The organism is Luteimonas sp. TWI382 (assembly GCF_039674545.1).
In the GTDB taxonomy this organism is placed as follows: Bacteria; Pseudomonadota; Gammaproteobacteria; order Xanthomonadales; family Xanthomonadaceae; genus Luteimonas.
Genome location: NZ_JBDJNS010000029.1, coordinates 12,782 through 27,511 on the forward strand (window position 1 = coordinate 12,782; position 14,730 = coordinate 27,511).

Below are 14,730 nucleotides of genomic sequence, written 5' to 3' on the forward strand. Positions count from 1 at the left end.
ATGCAGTTGTTCAAGTGCGACCGTTGCGAGCAGGTGCTGTACTTCGAGAACACCGAGTGCCTGCGCTGCGGCGCGCGGCTGGGCTTCGTGCCCGAGCAGGTGACGCTGGGCGCACTGATCCCCGACGGCGCGGCGTGGCGGCTGCAGAGCGCGCCCGCCGGTCCGCGCTACCGGTTCTGCAGCAACGCCACGCATTCGGCCTGCAACTGGCTGCTGCCTGCCGACGCTCCCCAGCGCTATTGCCGCGCCTGTCGCCACAACCGCACCATCCCGGATCTGTCCGACAACGACCGGCTGCAGGCCTGGCGGCGGATCGAGGTCGCCAAGCGCCGGCTGTTCTACAGCCTGCTGCGGTTGCGCCTGCCCACACCGACCGTCGGCAGCGGCGATCCCGAACCGTTGTCGTTCGATTTCCTGGCCGACCCGCCGCACGGGCCCCGGGTGATGACCGGGCACGACAATGGCCTCATCACCATCGCACTGTCGGAAGCCGACGATGCCCGCCGGGAGGCGGCGCGGGTGTCGATGGGCGAGCTCTACCGCACGTTGCTGGGCCATTTCCGCCATGAGATCGGCCACTACTACTGGGACCGGCTGGTGCGCGATGCCGGACCGGACGAGCGCGCGCGTTGCCGCGCGCTGTTCGGCGACGACCGACAGGATTACGGCCAGGCGCTGCAGCGCTACTACGCGACCGGCGCGCCCGCGCAGTGGCAGCGCAGTCACGTCAGCCGCTACGCGACGATGCACCCGTGGGAGGACTGGGCCGAGACCTGGGCGCACTATCTGCATATCGTCGACACACTGGAAATGGCCGCCGCGTTCGGTATTCGCATCGCGCCCGACATCGCCGAGAGCACGACGATGGAGACCGAGATCACGTTCGATCCTCATCACGTGGCTGATCTGCGACGGCTGATCGATGCGTGGTTGCCGCTGACCTACGCGGTCAACAGCCTCAACCGGGCGATGGGTCAGCCCGACCTGTATCCGTTCTCGATCGCGCCGCCGGTGCTTGAGAAGATGGCCTACATCCACGGCCTGATCCGGCGCGCGGGTGGCCGCGGCGCGGTCGCTCAGCCGTAGTAGGCCAGGAACATGTCGACCGCCGTTTCGGCCACGCGCGTCTGTTGCGCGGCCGATAGCGGCGGCTGACCCATCGACAGCTGCGGCCACAGGGCGAAGCTCTTGACCAGGCCTTGCAACTGCATCGACGCGAAGGCCGGGTCGTCCGTCCGCAGCCGGCCGTCGGCGGACGCGGCTCGGATCCAGACCGACACCCCTTCCTCGCGATCGCCCAGGCGGGAAAGCAGGTCGCGCGCCAGCGCAGGCGAGTGGATGCCCGCGGCGATGGCCACGCGTGCCAGGTCCACGAACTCCGGGTCGTGGAGCAGCCGCAGCTTCTGGTGCACCAGCTCGAGCAGTTGGGGGCGCAGCGGCCGATCGGCGCGGTAGGCGAGATCCGGCCCGCAGACACCGCGTTCGAGCATCGCCTGGAGAATGCGCAGGAACAGTGCGTCCTTGCCGGGGAAATGGTTGTAGACGGTGCGCTTGGATACCCCGGCGCGGCTGGCGATGCGATCCATGCTGGTCGCCTCATAGCCGGCAGCGCGGAACTCGGCCACCGCCGCTTCCAGGATCGCCGCGTGCTTGCGATCGGTGAGCCGGGCGAGGGGTGGGTCGCAGTCCATCGGACAATTCTACACCGCCGGGTTTACATTCAGGCCGATATATCTACACTGCACGGTGTAGTTCCTATGGGTCCCGTCGATGCCTGCCGTTCCCTCGTCCTCGCCCGTAAAGCCGCATCGCCGACGGCGCACCGCCGTCCTCCTCCTCTCCGTTCTTGGAGTCTGCATCGTGAGCGCCTGCCTGCTGTCGTACTTCCAGACCAATCGCCCCATCGCCGACTATTCGGCATCGCCGCAGGCCGAGGCTGGCCGGTTCCGCAATCCGGCGCCGCGACCGCCGATCGGGGTGGCCAAGACCGCGCGACTGATGTGGGAGATGCTGTTCGAAAAGCCGGCCACCACGGTGCCGGCCCACGCCTTGGCGGTGTCGCCGCTGACGGCGGCCGACCTGGAGGCCGCGCCGAACCGCAGTGCCTGGCGGCTGGGCCACTCGACCGTGCTGCTCAAGCTTCGCGATGGCTTCTGGCTGACCGACCCGGTCTTTTCCGAGCGCGCCTCGCCGGTGCAATGGATGGGACCCAAACGCTTCCACCCCCCGCCGATCGCGCTCGATGCGCTGCCGCCGCTGCGCGGCGTGCTGCTGTCGCACGACCATTACGATCACCTCGACCGAGACACCGTGCGCGCGCTGGCCGATCGCGCGGCGGTGTTCCTGACGCCGCTGGGCGTGGGCGACCGCCTGATCGACTGGGGCGTGCCGGCGGCCAAGGTGCAGCAGTTCGACTGGTGGCAGGGCACCACGATCGGCGAGCTGCGCTTCACCGCCACGCCGGCCCAGCATTTCTCCGGGCGAGGGCCGTTCGACAGCGACCGCACGCTGTGGGCTTCGTGGGTGATCGAGGACCGCGCGGCGGACGGCGATCCGGGCCTGCGGGTGTTCTTCAGCGGCGACACCGGCTACTTCGATGGATTTTCGCAGATCGGCCAGCGCTTCGGACCGTTCGACGTGGCGATGGTCGAGACCGGTGCCTACGACCTTCGCTGGGCCTTCGTGCACATGCAGCCCGAGCAGACCGTGCAGGCGCATGTCGACCTGGGCGCGCGCGTGCTGATGCCGGTGCACAACGGCACCTTCGACCTGGCGATGCACGACTGGGACGAGCCGTTCGAGCGCGTGGTGGCGATTGCCGCCGAGCGCGGCGTCACGCTGGCGACCCCGCGCATGGGCGAGCGCGTGGACCTGACCGCGCCGCAGGCCACGACCGCCTGGTGGCGCGACTAGCGACGCGGCGCGCAGCGCGCGCGGCCAGCATCGCGTGCCGGCATCCGAGCGTCGGACGGCGCCCGCTCAACGGCGCGTCGCGAGTACGCCGTCGAGCGCGGGGGCCGCGCGAAAGCCCGCGGCTTCGAGCCGCCGTGCGACCTCGCGTGGCACATCGCGGCCGCTGGTGAGGCGATTCGGGCTGCCGGTGTAGTGGAACAGCCGGCCACCGCGCCGCAGCACGCGGGCCAGTTGATCGTAGAACGTCCGCGCGTACAGCTCACCGGCGATCCCGAAACGGGGCGGGTCATGCAGGACCGCATCCACGGATGCATCGGCGAGGTCGGCAACGGCCTCCACGACATCGGCATGGACCAACGACAGGCGCCCCTGCCACGGGGCTGCATCGGGGTCGGGCGACCACGGATTGCAGTTGCGCAGCCACAGCACGTCGGCATTCTTCTCGAACGAGCGCACGTGCGCCGCGCCCGCGTCCAGGCAACACGCGGCGAAGTAGCCCAGGCCGCCGCAGGTGTCGAGCACGCGCGCGCCCTGCGGCGCGATGAGTGCGACCTTGCGGCGGGCATCGTCCAGCGGTGATGTCTGCGCGGTGGGCAGCATCTTGATGCCGTCGATCTCGAACGTGGGCGGCCCCCACGACGTGGGCACGAGCTTGATCAAAGCGCCGCCGTAGCGCGAGATCGCGACCCAGGCATCGCCATCGTGGCGGTACACCGTGCGCTCGCGCAGCGCGCCGGGCCAGGGATAGTCCGCGTCGTGCCAGGTCCAGTGCGTTGCGTACAACTTCGCGGTGGCCGTGCTGCGGCCCAGGTCCAGGGATCCGGTCCACGTACGGCTGCCCGCATCGCGTGCCGCATTGAGCGCGTCGGCGGTGTCACGGGTCAGCAGAGGGCCGGAGACGTGGGCCACGAAACGCACCGAAGGACGGGGCAGGCATCGTAGCCGACGCGGCGTGTCGACACGGCGTTGGCCGCGTCTTGCAATCGGGGACCCGTTCGTGCCTGCGCTCGCAAGTTCCTCATTCGCGTAAACCAGACTTGAATGCGAATGCCGCGATTGCGTCGAACGGGTGTGAACGTTTGCGCGCGCTTCAGGCGACGGGGTCTCTACTGCGCACCGCGGGACACCCCCCGACCCCGCATGTCCATCGATACGCGAGCCGCGTATCCAAGAAAAAAAGGAAATGCCCCCGATGAAAACTCTCCTGATTCCCGCAGCGATCGCCGCCGCCCTGTGTGCCCCTTCCGCATTCGCCCAGAGCATGGGTGGCGATACCTATCGTCCCGACCTGCAGATCGGCGAGGGCAACGCCTTCATCGCCGGTAACGTCGGTCGTACGGATGGCGGCACCGCCGGTCGGTTCGGCACCGGCGATTTCAACGTGTTCGAAAGCCGCGACGGTCGCAAGACCGGCTACGGCCTGGTCGGCGGCTACCGCTGGAAGCTGGCGCAGAACTTCGGTCTGGGCTTGGAAGGCGGTTACACCGACCTGGGCAACCTGGTGGTCAAGAACGCGTTCCGCGACGACGGCGTCAACCAGCGCGAGGACACCAATGCGCTGCGCGGCTGGATCGCCGGTGGTAATGCCCGCCTGAACATCACCCCGGAGTGGTACGTGGGTGCGCGTGGTGGCTTCTTCCGCGCTTCCGACAACAATGCGCGCTACTACAACGACGTTGGCCAGGATCTGGGCCTCGAAAGCGGCGGCCGCGATGGTCGCAACAGCTGGTACGCCGGTGTCGGCACGGGCTGGAATGCCACCGAGAACTTCAGCATCGGTCTGCATTACGACTACTTCCGCGCCAAGTCGGGCGACCTGCGCGACCCGGTCACCGGCGTGAAGTTCGAAGGTCCCAAGCGTTCGACCGCGCTGCTCGGCCTGACGGCCGAATACGCGTTATGATGTAGATCAGCGGACCGGGCGCCGCCCGGTCCGCATCGGCAGGTTCGAGACATGGGCGCCCTTGGGCGCCCATGTGCGTTGTCGGCGTCAGCGCACTGCCTTGCCAGTCAGTTCGTGAGCTGCGTCGGCGGCGTTGCGCGCGTGGTCGGCGACGTCGACAGCGCGGCCTCGAGTGTGTCGGCCAGGCCGTCCTGATAGCTGCCGTCCGCATTGCGGATCCGCACACGCGCGTTCGGACCGATGAGGTCGCGCAACGTCGAGCCTTCGGCGGCGCTCTGACGACTGAGGAACGAGGCGATCAAGCGCCCTGAACTGTCCTGCCGCAACACCCACAGGCGCAGGCGCATGTCGTACTCCAGCGTGAAACCGTCGTTCATCGATCGCGTCCTCGAAAGGCATCCGCGCGCGCGCGCAGGAAGAAAAGGGATGCAGGCGATTGTGCGAGCGCAGGCATCGGCGATGCGTGAACCAGGCAGTGGTGCGTGTGCAAGGGCTGCAGCCTGCAGCGGGCAGACCGCACGGCGCGGGCGTCAGGGACGCTGTGACCGGCGCGTGGCTTCAGTGGATCAGCGCGCCGACGCGCGATCGCGGCGGTGGTGATCGGCGATCAGGCCGGCCAGGGCGTCGTCGTCGGCATAGAAATACGCCACCGGCAGGTCGAGCACCTCCGCCATGCGGCGCAAGGTCTGCAGATCGGGCTGATGGACGCCGGTCTCGTAGCGATTGACCCGGGTACTGGCGACGAAATCGTCGAGGCCGGCCTCGATCCCCAGCGTGCGCTGCGAGATGCCCACCGCGGTGCGCGCTTCGCGCAGCCGACGGCTGAAGACAGGCAGGGGTTCCTTGGCAGCCACGCTTGCATCGCATCCCGGACTTCGGCGTCGGGAAGCTTCCGAAACGTCGCTTGACTCCGATACTACGTTAAACGTAGCTTGCGGGTGGCAGCCCGCATGTCGACGCGCCTGATGGCGTCACGCGTGCAGCGCGCCGGTCCGCCGGCGCCATTTTCCAAGGAGAGCGACCATGGACGAAGTCCGCCATCCTGCGCGACGCGGCACGCGCATCGACGACATCGCGCACTGCGCCTCCACCCAGGGGCCGCTGCGACGGCTTCTCGATCTCGTGGCGGGGACGCCCGATGCGGTGCTCGCCGACGCCCGCGTGGCCACGCTCGATCACAGACGGATGCAGATGCTGGGCCGACTCGCATTGCACGAAGCCCAGATCTGCATGGCCCAGTCGCGCACCCTGCTGTATCTGCTCGAACTGGCGATGGCGCGGACCGCGCCCGCGCCGCACCAGGGCGCGGAGGTCACACAGCACGTGGCGCGGCTGATCACCGATGCCGAGATCTGGCGCGAGCTCGCCGGTAACGCCGCGTTCTACAGCGAGCACCCGCACATCGCACGCCAGCTCGCGAGCGACCTCGCCGGCACGCAGGACGTGCCGGTCGAGGGCTGATGGCGGTCGCCCGTGCGGTCACGCGTCACAGTGTGCGGATGGTCTCGCCGCTGGCGCTCGACAGCGCTTCGCTGGCACGGTCGCGCTGGGCGGCATCGAATGCGTGCACGACAATCGCTGCGCGACCTTCGGCCAGTGCCTCACGCACCTTGAACAGATAGGGGTCGTGGTCGGGGCGCAATGTCACCAGGCCACCGACCATCAGCCCGAACACGCCGCCGTATCCGATGATCAAGGCGCCGGCGAACCATGGCGAGTTGACCACCGCCGGCACGCTGGCCGCATACAGCACGCCGAACAGGGCCGCGCCGATCGCCAGGCCAGCCAGGCCCAGCTTGTAATGAGCAATGATCAGCGTGCGCAGGATGCCGCGGCTCTCGGGTTCGAGCTTGCGGCCGGCTTGGCGGTCGTGGCGCGTGATCACCTTCACCTGCGAGGCCTTGAAACCGCGTTCGGCCTGCAGTTGCTGGGCGACGCGCCGGGCGGTGCGCTCGCTGTCGAAGATCGCGGCGACCTTGCTGTCCGAGACCTCGCCGGTCACCGGAGACATCGTACTCATGGGACGGACTCCGAGGGGGAAGACATCCGCAGGCTAGGCGCGCGCCGATCAAAGCGCCGTGACTCCTGGACATTGGCGATGACGCGAACTGCACGCAGGCGCAGGGACCGCAACGGGTGTTCCGCGACTTCACATCCGCATCGGGTGAGCGTACGCAGCATGGCGTCCTCTCTTTCGGACTTCGAGTGCCGCCATGACCAGTGCGTCGTCTTCATCCCGTGTGCGTCTCCATGTCGAGGACTCGGGCGGTGCCGGCCGGCCGATCGTGTTGATCCATGGTTGGCCGTTGTCGGCCGCCTCGTGGCGTGCACAGGTCGGCCCGTTGCAGACGGCCGGCTATCGCGTGATCGCCTACGACCGCCGCGGGTTCGGGCGCTCGGACAAGCCCGAGGACGGCTACACCTACGACACGCTCGCCGACGATCTGGCCGGTGTGCTCGAGGATCTCGACCTGCGCGAAGTCACGCTCGTCGGCTTCTCGATGGGCGGCGGCGAAGTGGCCCGCTACCTCGCCCGCCATGGCCAGGCGCGCATCCACAGCGCCGTGTTCGCCGCCGCGGTACCGCCGTATCTACTCAAGACCGACGACAACCCCGAGGGGCCACTGGACAAGGCCAAGGCCGACGAGATGCGGGCCGGCCTCGAACGTGATCGCGACGCATTCTTCGACGACTTCACGACCCAGTTCTTCAGTGTCGACGGCGCGCTCAAGGTCGACGAGTCCCAGCGCCAGGAGGCCCTCGCGCTCGCGCGCCAGTCCGACCAGACCGCGGCGTTGGGCTGCATGGAGGCCTTCGCGACGACCGACTTCCGCAGCGACCTGAAGGCGATCACCGTGCCGGTGCTGGTACTGCATGGCGACGGCGATGCGACCGTGCCGTTCGAGGGCTCGGGCCAGCGTACCCATGCCGCGATTCCGGGCAGTGCGCTGGTGGTGGTGCCCGACGCGCCGCACGGTCTCAACGTCAGTCATGCCGACGCCTTCAATCGCGCGCTGCTGGGGTTCCTCGCGCGCTAGCGGTGGCCACGCCACGCCACGCGACGATCGACTCGACACGCCAGGAGCCCCGATGTCCATTCCCCGTCCAGCGGCTTTCCAGCGCTACGATCCCGCGCTCGCGCAGCCAGGTCCCGACGAGGCGGCGCTGGCGGCCGAGCTCGACGAGGTGCTGTTGTCGATCTCGCACAAGACCTGGGAAGACGAGGGCCAGGGCCTGCGTGCGGTGCATGCCAAGAGCCATGGCTTGTTGTCGGCCGTGGTGGAGGTGCCGGCGGGGCTGGCGCCGGAACTGGCACAGGGCCTGTTCGCGCGGCCGGGCCGCCACACCGCGGTGATGCGGTTGTCGACCACGCCCGGCGACCTGCTTGCCGATCGTGTGTCGACGCCGCGCGGCGTTGCGCTGCGGATCTGCGACGTGCCCGGCGCCCGTCTCGACGGCAGCGACGGCCCGGGCGCGCAGGATGTCATCCTGGTCAACGGCCCGCAGTTCAACGCGCCCAATGGGCGCGCCTTCCTGCGCAGCCTCAAGCTGCTGGCCAAGACCACCGACCGCATGGACCGCACCAAGAGGCTGATCTCGGCGATTCTGCGGGGGACCGAGCGCGGCCTGGAGGCGATGGGCGGGCAGAGCGCCACGCTCAAGGCGATGGGCGGCGAACCGCCGCATCACATTCTCGGCGAGACCTTTTTCACCCAGTTGCCGCTGCGCCACGGCGACCATATCGCCAAGCTGCAGTTGGTCCCGGTCTCGACCTCGCTGCGCGCACTCACCGACACACGGCTCGACCTGTCCGACGACGACGCCCTGCGCGAAGCCGTGGTTGCGTTCTTCGCCGCGCAGGGCGGCGAATGGGAACTGCGCGCGCAGCTGTGCACCTCACTCGAGGAGATGCCCGTCGACGATGCCACTGCGCGCTGGGACGAGGCGCGCAGCCCGTTCCGGACTGTGGCCCGTGTGATCGCGCCGCCGCAGCCGGCGTGGACGCCCGAGCGCAGCACGGCGATCGATGCCGGGATGGGCTTTAGCCCTTGGCACGGGCTGGAAGCCCATCGCCCGCTGGGGGAGTTGATGCGCCTGCGGCGCTCGGCCTACGCCGCATCGCAGAACTTTCGCGCGCGCAAGAACGGCGTCGCCCTGCATCCCGGTTGCCCGTTCGCGGCGGCCGCAGGCACGGCCGAGCGCTGACGCAAGGCGTCAATCGACCTCTGCTGGGCCGCGTTCGAGCTCGGGATACAAGGCCAACAGCGCCAGCGTCACCCCGTTCGACCAGCCAAAGCCGTCCTGCAGCGGGTACTCGCCGCCGCCCCCGCCCTGCAGCGCGCCATCGGCGTCGTACTTCTCGACCAGCTTGCGCTCGCGGTCGAACACCGTCTGCACATTGCCGATGAAGCCGCGCGCGATGTCGTGTGCGAGCGCATGTTCGCCATAGCGGCGCAGCCCGTCGACTGCGATCCATTGCAGTGGCGCCCAGACATTGGGCGCATCCCATTGCTGGCCGCTGTCGACCGCAGTCGTGACCAGGCCGCCCGGGCGCAGCAACTGCCAGCGCACCGCGTCGGCGGTGCGGCGTGCGCGCTCGGGCGAGGCGATGCCGGCATGCAGCGGAAACAGCGCGGCGGCGGTCAACTGCGCGCGCGGCTGTCCGGCACGCAGGTCGTAGTCGGCGTAGTAGCCATCGGCATGCCAGAGATGGTGCGCGATCGCCTCTGCGCGCGCGTCGGCCATGGCCGCGTAGCGGTGCGCGCAGTCCGCGTCGCCAGCCCGTTCGCAGACGGTGGCGATCGTCGACTCCAGGTGATGCAGCAGGCTGTTGAGATCCACCGGCACGATCGTCGTGGTGCGGATCGTGTCCAGCCGCATCGGATCGTCGAGCCAGCGGCTGGAGAAATCCCAGCCGCTCTCGGCACCTGCGCGCAGGTCGCGCCAGACCTCCGCCGCGGGCCGTGACTTGGCCGCGGCGGCGGTCTGGCGGTCCTGCTCGAACGACTCGGGCCGCGGCACCTCGCGGTCGTCCCAGTAACGATTGAGCAGGCGGCCATCGGCGAGGCGCACGACACGCCGCGCCGCCTCGCCGGGTGCCAGTCGCTCGGCGCCGTCCATCCAGTACGCATGCTCGCGGCGCAGCTGCGGCAGGTAACGCAAGGCCAACGCGGGGTCGTCGCGCGACTCGAGCGCGACCATGTGCGAGAAAAACGGTGGCTGCGAACGGCTGAGGTAGTAGCTGCGGTTGCCGTTGGGCACGTGGCCCCAGGTGTCGATCAACCGCGCGAAGTTGTCGAGCATGTGCCGCGACGCCGTGCGCTCGCCGCTCTCGACCAGGCCGCGCATCGTGAAATACGAGTCCCAGTAGTAGATCTCGCGGAAGCGCCCGCCCGGCACCACGTAGGTGTGCGGCAGCGGCAACAGACTGTCGTGCGGCAGGGGCGCGGGACGTGGGCGGGTGAGCAGCGGCCACAACGCATCGATATGCGCGCGCAGCGTCGACTGCGCCTCGACCGGGGTGCCGGGCGGCGGCGCGGGCAGCACGAAGTGGGCGTCCACGAACGCGCGCAGGTCGAAGCCTGGGCGAGCGTGGCTGCCGGCGAACGCCGCCTCGATCTGCGCCGGATCGCGCCGCGGCACCGCATCGGCAAAGGTCTTTTGGTCTTCGAACAGCCAGGCCGCCTGCACCGCGGCAAAGGTCCGCGGCCAGCCGACATCCGGCGTGACCGGTGCGGCGCTGGCGACCGGCGCCACCGCCGGCCCGGCAGTCGCGATGGAGCCGGCGGACGTGCAGGCAGCCAGCACAGCCGACAGCAGGCAGGCGGCAGCGCGAGCGGGAAGAGGAGCGCGCAACATGGCGGTGTTCCGCAATGGTGGACGCGGGCAGTGTCGCATCGCGACTGCGCTCAGGTCTTCTCGCCGACCCAGACCTGCATCTCGACCGTCCGCAGCCAGCCGTAGTTGGTCAGAAACGCGACATCGGCCGCGTCCCGGCCATAGGCCACGACGATGCGGCCGCCACGCGGCGCATCCTGGGTGGCGTCGAAGGTGTACCAGCGTCCATCCAGGTAGGCTTCGAACCAGGCGTGCAGGTCCATCGGCTCAAGCCCATGCAGATAGCCCACGACCATGCGCGCCGGAATCCGCAGGCTGCGGCAGAGCATGATTCCGACATGGGCGAAGTCGCGGCAGACCCCCGCGCCCTGCGCCATCGTGTCGAGCGCATCGGTGCAGGCGTCACTGACCCCGTAGCGATAGGCGATGTGGCGGCGGATCCACGCCACCACCGCACCGACATGGCCGGTGCCGGGCGATGCGGCATCGACGATGGCCTGGGCCTGTTCGAACGCGCGATCGGAGGGGCAGTAGCGGCTGGGCAGCAGGTACTGCAGGGTCGCGTCGGCCAGCAGGGAGGCGGGCGTGGGCAGTGCCCAGGGCGCGACGGGCAGCGTGCGCTCGGTCTCCACCTCGAGCTCGGTCCGCAGCCGCATCCGGCCCCTGGGGACGATCAGCCGCTGGCACAGATTGCCGAACGGATCGACGTGTTCGGTCGGACGGACATCCGGCTCGAAGGTGTAGCTTTCGCTGACCAACCACTGCGCGTCGCCGCTGCGCGGGCGCAGCATCGCGACCACCGCGCAGTCGTCTTCGGCTTCGACCACGATCTCGCAACCAGCCAGCAGGCGCATGCGGGGCATCCCGTGCACAAAGCGCCACGCTAGCCGTGCAGGCGTGCAGTGCGCGTGGCGACGTCCCGACCACGCAGGCGCGCCCACGCAAAAGCCTCAGTGCGCCTTGTGCCAGCCCTTGAGGTAGTGCACCCGCGCCACGCCGGTGAACTTCGCCAGTCGTGCCAGTTCGGCGTCGAGCTTCTCCAGACGTCCGGCCGAAGCACGGACGCCGGGCTCGAGCCACAGCCGACGTACATCCAGCGTGCCGCCCTTGCGGTCGGCCTTCATGTCGATCCGGCCGATCAGACGGTCGCCCTCCAGAAGCGGGAAGACGTAATAGCCGTACTGGCGCTTCGGCTCGGGCACGAAGACCTCGATGCGATAGTGGAAGCCGAACAGCCGTTCGGTGCGCTTGCGGTCGCGCAGCAACGGATCGAACGGGCTCAAGACCCGGACGCGGGCGGAGGGCGCGGGCACATCGTGCAGGTCGCCAGCGAGATCGGCGAAGGCATAGGACCGACGCGCGCTGTCGCCATCGATGGACGCAAGCGAGACCTCGCACAGCGCGTCGCGATGGCGTGCGATCCAGTCCCGGGCCTCCTGTGGCGAGACCAGGTCGAAGAACGCGGACATCTCGCCGGGCGTCGCAAAGCCCAGTCGCTTCAAGGCCTCCCGGCAGGCCCAGTCGACGAACTGGGCAGGGTCGACCTCGCGTTCGTAGACCTCGGCGGGGATCACCCGTTCCGCCAGGTCATAGACCTTCTGAAAATTGACGCGGCCGGCGATCGCGAGTTTGCCGGTGTGCCAGAGATACTCAAGCGCGGTCTTGGACGGGTGCCAGTTCCACCAACCGCCGGACGCATGCCCCGCCGCCTTCAACTCCCGCGCCAGCACCGGACCGTTGGCCTCGATGCGCGCGAGCGTGTCTTCGAACGCCGCATCGAAGCTGTTCCCATGCCACTTGCGCCAGCGCTCGCGGATGATTGGCTCGCGACGGCGGAAGCGATGCTTCCAGTACGGATAGAACGCGGTCGGCAGGATCGAGGCGTCATGCGTCCAGTGCTCGAACAGCGCACGGTCCTGTTCCAGTAGCGTGGTCAGGTGGCCGCGCCGGTAGGTCTGGTTGCGCGAGAACAGGATCTGGTGGTGGGCGCGCTCCACCGTGCCGATGCTGTCCACCTGCACGAAGCCCAAATCGGTGATGAGCTGCAGCAGCCCCGCCTTGGACAGCGCCCGGCCCGGCGGCGCGGCCAGCCCTTGCCGTGCGAGAAACAGCCGTCTTGCGACCGCGTTCGAGACCTGGATCGTCATGGCTGTAAATGGCGCTATGCCACGCCGAGTGGGTTGCGTCGCCTTCTGCGGGGATGAGATGTCGACCTGTTTGCCCGGATTCTGGGCCTGTCGGCGGCCTGGCGCTATGGCGGCATATGCCTGGTCCGAGTCCCGAGAGCGCCCCAATGATCGCGGTACTGCGCCCGGGTACCGCTCCTTCCTGTCATAAATGATAGGATTGGCGAATTCCCTATAATCTATGACAGATATGCGCCGGAGCACGACCGACTACGCCACGCATGCGGCCCAGAAGACTGCCAAGCACCTGGGACAGATGGTCAAGAGTGCCCGTCTGGCACGCGGATGGACCCAGGAAAGTCTGGCCGAACGCGCCAGAGTGAGCCCTGCCACCATGAACCGGCTCGAGCAGGGGGGCGTCAACATTGCTCTGGGCACGTGGCTTTCCGCCTTTGAACGTCTGGGGCTGCTGTCGAAGCTCGACCAACTGCGAGACCCCGTGTCCGAGGCCATCCTGGAGGGCACAAAGACCAAGCGCCCGATCCGTAGCAAGCCTTCTGACCTGGATTTCTAAGCCGAGGTCGACCATGCCCTATGTGTTTGCGTACCTCCCCGGTGAGGTGACTGCGGTGCCGGCCGGCCTGCTCGATCTGACCGAGCTGGGGCCGGAGCTGCAAGCGTCTCAGTTCCAGTACGGCACACGCTACGTGGCCCGTCGTAAGCCGAATGCGATTGCTGTGGATCCGGTCTCGTTACCGCTGGAGCGCGCCGGCGAGCGCATGCTGCCTGTGAATGGCTTGGCAATGTTCGGAGCATTGCGCGATGCCACTCCCGACGATTGGGGGCGGCGCGTGATCGAGAACCGTCTGGAAGTCCCCGCCAACAGCCTGCCCGAGTCGGTCTACATGCTGGAGGCCGGCAGCAACCGGGTGGGTGCGTTGGATGTGCGCGTAGCAGTAGACAGCCCGCCACATCACTCGCGCCTGCCATCAACCATCGACCTGCAGTATCTGATTGAGGCATCGCAACGGGTTGAGGAAGGTCTGCCGGTACCGGCTCACCTTGCGAACTATTTTGCCGGTGCGCCGTCGCTGGGTGGCGCACGTCCGAAGGCCGCTGTGCTCCACCAAGGCATCGAGTGGATCGCCAAGTTCCCGTCCATTCGGGACCGCTTCAACGTGCCCAGCGTCGAGCGCGCCACGCTGGAGCTGGCACGCCGGGCGGGAATGTCTGTGCCCAAGACCGAACTGCAGACTCTGGCCGATGGCCGGCAGGTGATGCTGATCGAGCGCTTCGACCGCATCCCGGTTGCTGATGGAGTGAGCCGCAAACATATGGTCAGTGCGCTCACGATGCTGGGCCTGACGGAACAGGACTCCCCGGATGCCAGCTATGCCCAGATCGTCAGGGTGATCGAGCAATGGGGGGCCGAGGGCCAAGTGACCGCCCAGCGCGAAGAGCTGTTCTCGCGGATGGTCTTCAATATTCTGGTCACCAACGATGATGACCACCTGCGAAACCACGCATTTGTGCATGACGACGGGGCGTGGAATCTGAGCCCCCTGTACGACGTGGTGCCCAAACCGCAGGTCGGAACGGAGCGTACCTTGCACCTTGGGGTGGGCCCGAGCGGCCGAAAGGCGACCCTGGACAATGCATTTGCCGGCTATGGAGATTTCGGGCTGACCCGGACACGGGCCGCCCAACTGATCGACACGGTGGTGGGTGCTGTCAGGACGTGGCGAACCGTGTTCGAGGCGTTCGAGGTGTCCATCAAGGATTGCGACGATGTGGCGACCGCATTCCGCCGTGCAAGTGATGTCGGAATGGCCGAGGTGTCGAAGTATCTCTAAGTGTGCAAATTGGGCGGCAGCGCTGCCCATCGGCACTGGCTCCCAGACCCACGCCTTCGACCATCACTGCGGGGGCCGCAACAAGGAACGCTTCCGA

At 68.2% G+C, this 14,730-nt stretch carries 16 protein-coding genes; 8 read left to right on the top strand and 8 right to left on the bottom strand.

What is annotated here, in order from left to right; all coding sequences use genetic code 11:
* On the top strand, window positions 1–1,086 hold the full coding sequence (locus ABE505_RS14870) for a putative zinc-binding peptidase (protein ID WP_346445289.1): 1,086 nt from the start codon (window positions 1–3) through the stop codon (window positions 1,084–1,086).
* Here the strand turns inward: ABE505_RS14870 and ABE505_RS14875 are convergent.
* Window positions 1,077–1,691: a TetR/AcrR family transcriptional regulator gene (locus ABE505_RS14875; RefSeq protein WP_346445288.1), complete on the bottom strand. Its 615-nt coding sequence runs from the start codon at window positions 1,689–1,691 to the stop codon at window positions 1,077–1,079. The two genes, ABE505_RS14870 and ABE505_RS14875, sit on opposite strands and share 10 nt — an antisense overlap.
* Window positions 1,692–1,860: 169 nt before the next feature.
* Between ABE505_RS14875 and ABE505_RS14880 the strand changes: the two genes are divergently transcribed.
* Window positions 1,861–2,913: an MBL fold metallo-hydrolase gene (locus ABE505_RS14880; protein ID WP_346445287.1), complete on the top strand. Its 1,053-nt coding sequence runs from the start codon at window positions 1,861–1,863 to the stop codon at window positions 2,911–2,913.
* A 66-nt stretch (window positions 2,914–2,979) separates the two neighbouring features.
* Here ABE505_RS14880 and ABE505_RS14885 read toward each other — a convergent pair whose 3' ends face one another.
* Window positions 2,980–3,822 (bottom strand): SAM-dependent methyltransferase, encoded by an 843-nt coding sequence (locus ABE505_RS14885; RefSeq protein WP_346445286.1) that lies wholly within the window; start codon window positions 3,820–3,822, stop codon window positions 2,980–2,982.
* 283 nt (window positions 3,823–4,105) lie between these two features.
* Between ABE505_RS14885 and ABE505_RS14890 the strand changes: the two genes are divergently transcribed.
* Entirely contained in the window at window positions 4,106–4,816 is a 711-nt protein-coding gene (locus tag ABE505_RS14890; protein WP_346458290.1) for an outer membrane beta-barrel protein, read from the top strand.
* Window positions 4,817–4,923: 107 nt separating this feature from the next.
* Here ABE505_RS14890 and ABE505_RS14895 read toward each other — a convergent pair whose 3' ends face one another.
* Together ABE505_RS14895 and ABE505_RS14900 are read right to left on the bottom strand one after the other, a co-directional pair.
* A complete protein-coding gene (locus ABE505_RS14895) occupies window positions 4,924–5,193 on the bottom strand; it encodes a hypothetical protein (RefSeq protein WP_346445284.1) in 270 nt (89 codons plus the stop codon).
* 189 nt (window positions 5,194–5,382) lie between these two features.
* Complete coding sequence (locus tag ABE505_RS14900) at window positions 5,383–5,670, bottom strand: helix-turn-helix transcriptional regulator (RefSeq protein WP_346445283.1); 288 nt, start codon at window positions 5,668–5,670, stop codon at window positions 5,383–5,385.
* 169 nt (window positions 5,671–5,839) lie between these two features.
* Between ABE505_RS14900 and ABE505_RS14905 the strand changes: the two genes are divergently transcribed.
* The gene (locus tag ABE505_RS14905; RefSeq protein WP_346445282.1) at window positions 5,840–6,277 is read left to right on the top strand and encodes a hypothetical protein; all 438 of its coding nucleotides are present in this window, start codon (window positions 5,840–5,842) and stop codon (window positions 6,275–6,277) included.
* A gap of 25 nt (window positions 6,278–6,302) precedes the next feature.
* Here the strand turns inward: ABE505_RS14905 and ABE505_RS14910 are convergent, their stop codons facing one another.
* Window positions 6,303–6,836 carry a hypothetical protein gene (locus ABE505_RS14910; protein WP_346445281.1) on the bottom strand — a complete coding sequence of 178 codons (534 nt, stop codon included), beginning with the start codon at window positions 6,834–6,836 and terminating at the stop codon, window positions 6,303–6,305.
* A 193-nt stretch (window positions 6,837–7,029) separates the two neighbouring features.
* On the opposite strand from ABE505_RS14910, the gene ABE505_RS14915 reads away from it, so the two are divergent.
* Both ABE505_RS14915 and ABE505_RS14920 read left to right on the top strand, forming a co-directional pair.
* On the top strand, window positions 7,030–7,854 hold the full coding sequence (locus ABE505_RS14915; protein ID WP_346445280.1) for an alpha/beta hydrolase: 825 nt from the start codon (window positions 7,030–7,032) through the stop codon (window positions 7,852–7,854).
* 52 nt (window positions 7,855–7,906) lie between these two features.
* On the top strand, window positions 7,907–9,022 hold the full coding sequence (locus ABE505_RS14920; RefSeq protein WP_346445279.1) for a catalase family protein: 1,116 nt from the start codon (window positions 7,907–7,909) through the stop codon (window positions 9,020–9,022).
* Between the two features lie 9 nt (window positions 9,023–9,031).
* On the opposite strand, the gene treA is transcribed toward ABE505_RS14920, so the two are convergent.
* From treA to ABE505_RS14935, 3 genes are all read right to left on the bottom strand, one after another.
* Complete coding sequence (gene treA, locus ABE505_RS14925) at window positions 9,032–10,675, bottom strand: alpha,alpha-trehalase TreA (RefSeq protein WP_346445278.1); 1,644 nt, start codon at window positions 10,673–10,675, stop codon at window positions 9,032–9,034.
* Between the two features lie 50 nt (window positions 10,676–10,725).
* The gene (locus ABE505_RS14930) at window positions 10,726–11,508 is read right to left on the bottom strand and encodes a transglutaminase family protein (protein WP_346445277.1); all 783 of its coding nucleotides are present in this window, start codon (window positions 11,506–11,508) and stop codon (window positions 10,726–10,728) included.
* 96 nt (window positions 11,509–11,604) lie between these two features.
* A complete protein-coding gene (locus tag ABE505_RS14935; RefSeq protein ID WP_346445276.1) occupies window positions 11,605–12,801 on the bottom strand; it encodes a winged helix-turn-helix domain-containing protein in 1,197 nt (398 codons plus the stop codon).
* 220 nt (window positions 12,802–13,021) lie between these two features.
* Between ABE505_RS14935 and ABE505_RS14940 the strand changes: the two genes are divergently transcribed.
* Entirely contained in the window at window positions 13,022–13,354 is a 333-nt protein-coding gene (locus ABE505_RS14940; protein ID WP_346445275.1) for a helix-turn-helix transcriptional regulator, read from the top strand.
* 13 nt (window positions 13,355–13,367) lie between these two features.
* Window positions 13,368–14,633, top strand: a complete 1,266-nt coding sequence (locus ABE505_RS14945; protein WP_346445274.1) for a HipA domain-containing protein — start codon at window positions 13,368–13,370, stop codon at window positions 14,631–14,633.
* Window positions 14,634–14,730: the final 97 nt, after the last annotated feature.

What these genes read in the sequence shown, in the direction of transcription:
- ABE505_RS14905 (WP_346445282.1), top strand. Translation starts at nt 5,840, where the DNA reads ATGGACGAAGTCCGCCATCCTGCGCGACGCGGCACGCGCATCGACGAC.
- ABE505_RS14870 (WP_346445289.1), top strand. Translation starts at nt 1, where the DNA reads ATGCAGTTGTTCAAGTGCGACCGTTGCGAGCAGGTGCTGTACTTCGAG.
- ABE505_RS14940 (WP_346445275.1), top strand. Translation starts at nt 13,022, where the DNA reads ATGACAGATATGCGCCGGAGCACGACCGACTACGCCACGCATGCGGCC.
- ABE505_RS14895 (WP_346445284.1), bottom strand. Translation starts at nt 5,193, where the DNA reads ATGAACGACGGTTTCACGCTGGAGTACGACATGCGCCTGCGCCTGTGG.
- ABE505_RS14875 (WP_346445288.1), bottom strand. Translation starts at nt 1,691, where the DNA reads ATGGACTGCGACCCACCCCTCGCCCGGCTCACCGATCGCAAGCACGCG.
- ABE505_RS14910 (WP_346445281.1), bottom strand. Translation starts at nt 6,836, where the DNA reads ATGAGTACGATGTCTCCGGTGACCGGCGAGGTCTCGGACAGCAAGGTC.
- ABE505_RS14945 (WP_346445274.1), top strand. Translation starts at nt 13,368, where the DNA reads ATGCCCTATGTGTTTGCGTACCTCCCCGGTGAGGTGACTGCGGTGCCG.
- ABE505_RS14935 (WP_346445276.1), bottom strand. Translation starts at nt 12,801, where the DNA reads ATGACGATCCAGGTCTCGAACGCGGTCGCAAGACGGCTGTTTCTCGCA.
- ABE505_RS14920 (WP_346445279.1), top strand. Translation starts at nt 7,907, where the DNA reads ATGTCCATTCCCCGTCCAGCGGCTTTCCAGCGCTACGATCCCGCGCTC.
- treA (WP_346445278.1), bottom strand. Translation starts at nt 10,675, where the DNA reads ATGTTGCGCGCTCCTCTTCCCGCTCGCGCTGCCGCCTGCCTGCTGTCG.
- ABE505_RS14890 (WP_346458290.1), top strand. Translation starts at nt 4,106, where the DNA reads ATGAAAACTCTCCTGATTCCCGCAGCGATCGCCGCCGCCCTGTGTGCC.
- ABE505_RS14930 (WP_346445277.1), bottom strand. Translation starts at nt 11,508, where the DNA reads ATGCGCCTGCTGGCTGGTTGCGAGATCGTGGTCGAAGCCGAAGACGAC.
- ABE505_RS14915 (WP_346445280.1), top strand. Translation starts at nt 7,030, where the DNA reads ATGACCAGTGCGTCGTCTTCATCCCGTGTGCGTCTCCATGTCGAGGAC.